This is a genomic window from Pseudoalteromonas sp. SR45-6 (assembly GCF_014163545.1).
GTDB lineage: Bacteria > Pseudomonadota > Gammaproteobacteria > Enterobacterales > Alteromonadaceae > Pseudoalteromonas > Pseudoalteromonas rhizosphaerae.
Genome location: NZ_JACJDM010000040.1, coordinates 40,211 through 46,691, shown reverse-complemented (window position 1 = coordinate 46,691; position 6,481 = coordinate 40,211). Strand labels below are relative to the sequence as shown.

At 42.6% G+C, this 6,481-nt stretch carries 10 protein-coding genes; all 10 read right to left on the bottom strand.

Going from position 1 to position 6,481, the window contains the following annotated elements:
- Positions 1 to 894: 894 nt before the first annotated feature.
- Complete coding sequence (rplQ, locus tag H5158_RS16060; RefSeq protein WP_016710207.1) at positions 895 to 1,296, bottom strand: 50S ribosomal protein L17; 402 nt, start codon at positions 1,294 to 1,296, stop codon at positions 895 to 897.
- 39 nt (positions 1,297 to 1,335) lie between these two features.
- The gene (locus tag H5158_RS16055; RefSeq protein ID WP_145241913.1) at positions 1,336 to 2,322 is read right to left on the bottom strand and encodes a DNA-directed RNA polymerase subunit alpha; all 987 of its coding nucleotides are present in this window, start codon (positions 2,320 to 2,322) and stop codon (positions 1,336 to 1,338) included.
- 24 nt (positions 2,323 to 2,346) lie between these two features.
- Entirely contained in the window at positions 2,347 to 2,967 is a 621-nt protein-coding gene (gene rpsD, locus H5158_RS16050) for a 30S ribosomal protein S4 (protein WP_016710205.1), read from the bottom strand.
- Between the two features lie 21 nt (positions 2,968 to 2,988).
- Positions 2,989 to 3,375: a 30S ribosomal protein S11 gene (gene rpsK, locus H5158_RS16045; protein WP_002959471.1), complete on the bottom strand. Its 387-nt coding sequence runs from the start codon at positions 3,373 to 3,375 to the stop codon at positions 2,989 to 2,991.
- 12 nt (positions 3,376 to 3,387) lie between these two features.
- Positions 3,388 to 3,744 (bottom strand): 30S ribosomal protein S13, encoded by a 357-nt coding sequence (gene rpsM, locus H5158_RS16040; RefSeq protein WP_145241916.1) that lies wholly within the window; start codon positions 3,742 to 3,744, stop codon positions 3,388 to 3,390.
- Positions 3,745 to 3,869: 125 nt separating this feature from the next.
- Positions 3,870 to 3,983 carry a 50S ribosomal protein L36 gene (gene rpmJ / locus H5158_RS16035; protein WP_002959476.1) on the bottom strand — a complete coding sequence of 38 codons (114 nt, stop codon included), beginning with the start codon at positions 3,981 to 3,983 and terminating at the stop codon, positions 3,870 to 3,872.
- A gap of 22 nt (positions 3,984 to 4,005) precedes the next feature.
- On the bottom strand, positions 4,006 to 5,334 hold the full coding sequence (gene secY / locus H5158_RS16030; protein WP_145241918.1) for a preprotein translocase subunit SecY: 1,329 nt from the start codon (positions 5,332 to 5,334) through the stop codon (positions 4,006 to 4,008).
- A gap of 10 nt (positions 5,335 to 5,344) precedes the next feature.
- Positions 5,345 to 5,779 carry a 50S ribosomal protein L15 gene (gene rplO, locus H5158_RS16025; RefSeq protein ID WP_064668467.1) on the bottom strand — a complete coding sequence of 145 codons (435 nt, stop codon included), beginning with the start codon at positions 5,777 to 5,779 and terminating at the stop codon, positions 5,345 to 5,347.
- A 5-nt stretch (positions 5,780 to 5,784) separates the two neighbouring features.
- Entirely contained in the window at positions 5,785 to 5,967 is a 183-nt protein-coding gene (gene rpmD, locus H5158_RS16020) for a 50S ribosomal protein L30 (protein WP_016710201.1), read from the bottom strand.
- Between the two features lie 3 nt (positions 5,968 to 5,970).
- Complete coding sequence (gene rpsE / locus H5158_RS16015; protein WP_002959485.1) at positions 5,971 to 6,477, bottom strand: 30S ribosomal protein S5; 507 nt, start codon at positions 6,475 to 6,477, stop codon at positions 5,971 to 5,973.
- Positions 6,478 to 6,481 lie beyond the last annotated feature (4 nt).

The window sequence follows — 6,481 nt, the reverse complement described above, 5'->3', positions numbered from 1 at the left end:
AATTGAGACTCTAAATTTTTTGCCTTGCTTAGCTATCTAAAAGAAAGTTAAGCTCGGCTGTTAGAACTCAATCTGTACGAGTGCCCACACAGATGATTGCTTTATATTGTTAAAGAACGTTGCGATTAAAGTTAAACTTTATCTCGCTAGGGCTGCGCATATTACGCTTTCCTATTTTTTTGTCAACACTTAATTTTAAACTTTATTAAAAATCTAAACTTAAGTTTTACTCGACTAACTGATTAACTCTTGCCTCGCTAAGCGTTGCTGTCTGCCGTCTCAGTGGGGTCGCATTATAGGGAGATCCAAAAACAGATCAACCTTTTTTTGAAGAAAACTTAAAATAAAACACTGTTCGCTGAGTATTTAAGCTAAACGCTCAAAAACAACACTAAACTAGACTGTTTTTAACTATATAAGTGCAAGTTAAATGAAGAAACCCAGATTCAATCTTTAATCGAAAAAACGATCCACTACTGAAATGATCAATATTTTGATCAAATGACCTAAGTTTATAATCTTTACCTATGTATATTGTTAATAACTTATGAGGGTCAAACACTGACAGTCGCAGTTATCACGCATTTAAATCATAGGTAAAAGTAGACTCTATAGATTTATACAGCTACATATTCAGTAGCAAGATAACTTTCAAAGCTATAAATGTTATTACCGACCATGAAATTTAAATTAACAAGCTAGTTGAATAACAAATGGTTATTAAGGGAAGTAGATTCTAGTGACGCTTAGTGGGCTTACAAAGATGTTGGTTTGATAATGGTATAGTTGAAATGTTGCGCTATATACAGGGATACTGATAGCGATATTATTTTTTGCCAAATTTTAGATATTAAAAAGCCGAGCTTATGCTCGGCTTTTTGGTGTCTTTAAGACTTACTCAGCAGACTGCGCGTCTTCTTGAACTTCTTCGTTCGCAGATGTGCGACCTACTAGTTCAATATAAGCCATTGGTGCATTGTCACCAGCACGGAAGCCACACTTAATAATACGAGTGTAACCACCTGGACGGTCTGTATTGCGAGGACCGATTTCACTGAACAACTTACCAACTACTTCTTTATCACGCGTGCGAGCAAACGCTAAACGGCGATTTGCTACACTGTCAGTCTTAGCCAGTGTGATTAAAGGTTCAATTACACGACGTAACTCTTTCGCTTTTGGCAAAGTAGTTTTGATGATTTCATGTTTCACCAAAGAACCTGCCATATTGCTGAACATCGCTTTACGATGGCTGCTGTTACGGTTTAATTGACGACCACTCTTACGATGGCGCATGACCCTATCCTTCTAACTAAACTAATATAGTGATTTAGATTATTCAGCTAGGCTTGCAGGTGGCCAATTTTCTAGGCGCATACCTAGAGATAGACCACGTGAAGCTAGCACGTCTTTAATTTCAGTCAGAGACTTCTTGCCTAAGTTAGGCGTTTTAAGAAGCTCGACTTCTGTGCGCTGAACTAAATCACCGATATATTGAATTTGCTCGGCTTTCAAACAGTTTGCTGAACGCACTGTTAGTTCAAGATCATCAACTGGACGAAGTAGAATAGGATCGAATTCTGGCTTCTCTTCTTTCTCTTCTGGCTCAGTAACATCACGTAAGTCTACGAATGCTTCTAGCTGCTCAGCTAAGATAGTCGACGCACGGCGGATCGCTTCTTCTGGATCTATAGTGCCGTTTGTTTCCATATCAATGATTAACTTGTCTAAGTCTGTACGTTGTTCAACACGTGCTGATTCAACCGAGTACGCAATACGTTCAACTGGGCTAAATGATGCATCAAGCAACAATCTACCAATTGGACGCTCATCGTCATCAGAGGATAAACGGCTAGATGCCGGCACATACCCACGACCACGTTCAACACGAATTCGCATGCTGATCGCACTATTATCTGCCGTTAAATGACAAATAATATGATCTGGGTTGGCAATGGTTACATCGCCGTCGTGCTGAATATCAGCCGCAGTCACAGGGCCTACACCAGACTTAGTCAGGGTAAGAAAAACTTCATCTTTACCTTCCAAAGTAACTGCTAGACCTTTAAGATTTAACAGAATTTCAATGATGTCTTCTTGTACGCCTTCTTTCGCGCTGTATTCGTGCAACACACCGTCGATTTCAACTTCGGTTACTGCACATCCTGGCATTGACGAAAGAAGTATACGGCGTAAGGCATTCCCAAGAGTATGACCGAAGCCACGCTCTAATGGCTCTAAAACTACTTTAGAACGAGTTGGGTTAATAGCGTCGATATCGACTAACCTTGGTTTTAGAAATTCTGTAACAGAACCCTGCATTTTATCCTCTCTTAACTCTTAACTTTACTTAGAGTAAAGTTCGACGATTAGTTGTTCATTGATGTCCGCAGACAGGTCTGAACGCTCTGGTAGGCGTTTGAAATTACCTTCCATTTTCTTACCGTCAACTTCAACCCAAGTCGGTTTTTCACGTTGCTCGGCTAGTTCTAGAGCAGCGATGATACGAGCTTGTGTCTTAGACTTTTCACGGATAACTACTACATCTTCTGGAGTAATTACGAATGAAGGAATGTTCACTACACGACCATTAACTAAAACCGCTTTGTGGCTTACTAACTGACGTGCTTCAGCACGTGTGCTTGCAAAACCCATGCGGTATACAACATTGTCTAAACGTTGCTCTAAAAGCTGTAACAAGTTTTCACCTGTGTTGCCCTTAAGGCGAGCAGCTTCTTTGTAGTAGTTACGGAATTGCTTTTCTAATACACCGTAGATACGACGTACTTTTTGCTTTTCACGTAATTGTAAACCGTAATCAGATAAGCGACCTTTACGAGCGCCGTGCTGACCAGGTGCAGTCTCAAGTTTACACTTAGAGTCGATAGCTCTTACGCCGCTCTTAAGGAACAGGTCAGTACCTTCACGACGACTCAGCTTGAGCTTAGGGCCCAAATATCTTGCCATGTTATTTCTCCTAACCTATTGTTAAACGCGACGTTTCTTCGGTGGACGACAACCATTGTGTGGTATTGGCGTCACGTCAGTAATGTTGGTGATACGGTAACCAGCAGCATTCAAAGCACGTACAGCAGATTCACGACCTGGACCTGGACCTTTGATGAAAACTTCTAGATTTTTTAAACCGTATTCTTGAGCAGCAGTACCTGCACGCTCTGCAGCAACCTGAGCAGCGAATGGTGTAGATTTACGTGAACCACGGAAACCTGAACCACCGGCAGTAGCCCATGATAGTGCATTACCTTGACGGTCGGTAATTGTAACAATAGTGTTGTTGAAAGAAGCATGAACATGAGCCATACCATCAGCAACTTGCTTTTTAACCTTTTTACGACGAATTGGTGTCTTAGCCATAATACTATCCCCTTATCGCTTAATAGGCTTACGAGGACCCTTACGGGTACGCGCGTTAGTCTTTGTTCTTTGACCACGTAGTGGTAAAGAGCGACGGTGACGTAGGCCACGGTAACAACCAAGGTCCATAAGGCGCTTGATATTCAAAGTAACTTCACGACGAAGATCACCTTCTACAGTGTACTTGCCAACTGCTTCACGCAATACGTCAAGTGTTTCGTCTGAAAGTTCACCGATTTTTGTGGTTTCGGCGATACCAGTCGCTACTAAGATAGCCTTAGAGCGAGTCTTACCTATGCCATAAATAGCTGTTAAACCAATAACTGCATGTTTATGATCAGGGACGTTAATGCCAGCGATACGGGCCACTAACACATCTCCTATATTTGAATTCGGTTATCATCTGTTTGAAGAGCCCGTAAGGATACTCAAACGAAGACCAAATCACAACTGAAAACACAGGCCGAGAAACCTCAGCCTGCACGACTTATAAATTAACCTTGCCTTTGCTTATGCTTAGGCTCACTGCAAATTACACGTACAACACCGGCACGTTTAATAACTTTACAGTTACGGCATATTTTCTTAACGGAAGCACGTACTTTCATTGCTCAACTCCGTAAACTGACCTTATCGACCGTAGCCTTTAAGGTTCGCTTTTTTCAGCACAGAATCATATTGATGAGACATCATATGAGTCTGTACTTGTGCCATAAAGTCCATGATCACAACAACGATAATCAAAATTGATGTACCGCCGAAGTAGAATGGCGTTTGCCATGCCATGGTCATGAATTCGGGCACCAGACAGATAAAGGTTATATACAAAGCACCTGCCAATGTCAGGCGTGTCATCACTTTATCAATGTATTTCGATGTCTGCTCGCCTGGACGAATACCTGGGATAAATGCGCCAGATTTTTTCAGGTTATCTGCTGTTTCACGTGGGTTAAAAACCAACGCTGTGTAGAAAAAGCAGAAGAAGATAATAGCCGCAGCTAAAACTATTGCATACAAAGGCTGACCTGGAGTCAACGTTGTAGCAATCGCTTGTAGCACATCAGCGACAGGACCTTCACCCTGGCCGAACCAGCTGGCAATAGTACCAGGGAACAGAATTATACTGCTAGCAAAGATTGGTGGAATAACACCCGCCATGTTTACTTTTAGTGGTAAATGCGTGCTTTGGGCAGCAAATACTTGACGACCTTGTTGGCGCTTTGCGTAGTTAACGACGATACGACGTTGTCCACGTTCAAAGAACACTACAAGATAAGTAACAGCGAATACGATTACCGCAATCAATAACAGTGCTAAAACATGTAAATCACCTTGGCGCGCCATTTCGGCTGTCGAACCAATAGCAGACGGCAGGTTAGCTACAATACCAACAAATATTAGAACTGAGATACCGTTACCGATACCACGTTCAGTTATTTGCTCGCCCAACCACATCAGGAACATAGTACCAGTTACTAAACTCACCACTGCGGTGAAGTAGAAACCGAGACCTGGGTTAACAACTAACCCGTCCATCATACCCGGTAAGCTTGTGGCAATACCGATCGATTGGATAGTAGCAAGCAAGAGCGTGCCGTAGCGTGTGTACTGGCTAATTTTCTTACGACCTTGTTCACCTTCTTTCTTAAGCTCTATAAACGGAGGATACATATGCGTTAATAGTTGCGTAATAATTGAAGCTGTGATGTAAGGCATTATACCCAGTGCTAACACCGAAGCGCGCTCAAGCGCACCACCGCTGAACATGTTGAACATTTCAACAATGGTGCCCTTTTGTTGCTCGAAGAAATCGGCAAGTACAGCGGCGTCAATCCCAGGGATTGGCACAAATGAACCTAGACGGTAAATAATGATAGCGCCCAATACGAATAGTAATCGACGTTTCAATTCCGAAAGCCCACTTTGTGCACTTTGTGTATCTTGACCTGGTTTAGCCATTAGTACTTCCTTAGTCTTCTACCTTGCCTCCGGCGGCTTCGATAGCTTCGCGAGCACCTTTAGAGGCTTTAAGGCCTTTAACGGTAACAGCGCGTGAAACTTCGCCAGATTTAACAACTTTAACGAACAGAACGTTCTTTTTAACTAGACCAGCTGCCTGTAGCGTACCTAGGTCTACCACATCGCCTTCAACTTTAGCGATCTCGTATAGGTTTATTTCTGCAGATACTAAAGATTTGCGAGAAGTGAAACCAAACTTAGGTAGACGACGTTGCATAGGCATTTGACCGCCTTCAAAACCAACGCGTACTTTACCGCCAGAACGTGACTTTTGACCTTTGTGACCACGGCCACCAGTCTTACCTAGACCAGAACCGATACCACGACCAACACGTTTACCAGCAGATTTAGAACCTGCAGCAGGAGAAAGTGTATTCAAATGCATTCGAATTACCCCTCAACCTTAACCATGTATGAAACTTGGTTGATCATACCACGTACACATGCTGTGTCTTCTAACTCAACAGTGTGATTGATACGACGTAAACCAAGACCGCGTAATGTAGCTTTATGTTTCGGTAAACGACCGATAGAGCTCTTTACTTGTGTTACTTTTACAGTTTTATTAGCCATGGTTTACCCCAGAATCTCGTCTACTCGAAGACCACGTTTTGCAGCGATCGACTGAGGAGAATTCATATTCTCAAGAGCTGAGATCGTTGCACGTACAACGTTGATCGGGTTAGTAGAACCGTAACATTTAGAAAGTACGTTCTGCACACCAGTAACTTCTAGTACTGCACGCATAGCACCACCTGCGATGATACCAGTACCTTCAGATGCTGGTTTCATAAACACAAGAGAGCCAGCATGACGTCCTTTAACAGGATGCTGTAATGTGTTGCCATTTAGGTCTACGTTGATCATGTTACGACGTGCTTTTTCCATTGCTTTTTGAATAGCAGCTGGAACTTCACGTGCTTTACCATAACCGAAACCTACTTTACCTGCGCCGTCACCAACTACAGTTAGTGCAGTGAAGCTAAAGATACGACCACCTTTAACTACTTTAGACACACGGTTCACCGCGATTAGCTTTTCAGCTAGATCAGGCTGTTGTTGCTTTGCTTCTACGTTAGCCATTGTC